Origin of the sequence: Bradyrhizobium sp. SRL28 (assembly GCF_018596315.1) — a bacterium.
GTDB lineage: Bacteria > Pseudomonadota > Alphaproteobacteria > Rhizobiales > Xanthobacteraceae > Bradyrhizobium.
Genome location: NZ_JAHEAG010000207.1, coordinates 1 through 579 on the forward strand (window position 1 = coordinate 1; position 579 = coordinate 579).

At 58.7% G+C, this 579-nt stretch carries 1 protein-coding gene; it reads left to right on the forward strand.

What is annotated here, in order from left to right; translation table 11 throughout:
• Positions 1 to 28 precede the first annotated feature (28 nt).
• Entirely contained in the window at positions 29 to 430 is a 402-nt protein-coding gene (locus KIP88_RS46010; RefSeq protein WP_214494651.1) for a hypothetical protein, read from the forward strand.
• The last annotated feature ends 149 nt before the right edge of the window (positions 431 to 579 follow it).

Below are 579 nucleotides of genomic sequence, written 5' to 3' on the forward strand. Positions count from 1 at the left end.
CTGAACAGCCATCTAGAAAGCCACCATCATGAAAGCACCCCAAGGATCCCCAGCGGAATCCGCTGGCGCGCTGTACGTCAAGACGCCCATTACCCCCGAGGAAATCTTTCGCGCGATAGGGCGACTCCGCAAGGAAGCCAGAGGCGAGATAGACCGGCTCATTCGGTTTCTGGACAATCATATGGAGCTGGAAGACGTCGACGAAGACGGGGAGGAAGAGGACGCGGAGCCTTCCCTAGGCTCGTTCGATTGGATGAGCAATCTTGGGAGCTTGGCGCACCGACGATTGAGGCGCCTCAGTTGGCGGCCCCTTTTATTCCAGAACCTCATACTCAAAGGCGACGACAGCAAGCCGGGGACGGCGCTTGCCACAACCGGCCCCGGCTCTGACCCGAGCCACAATGGTTGCTGGAATCATGACTCAGGCTGACAGCGTCCATAACACACCACCCCTGAACATATCTGTAAACCACCTCACACCGGGCTTAGATGGCTGGACGTGCGGTCTGACTCGGCGCAGGTTTTCTTCCGCGTCAGTTCGTGGCTTGTCATGCTCGGACAGCGGCTCGCCGGCTTTGA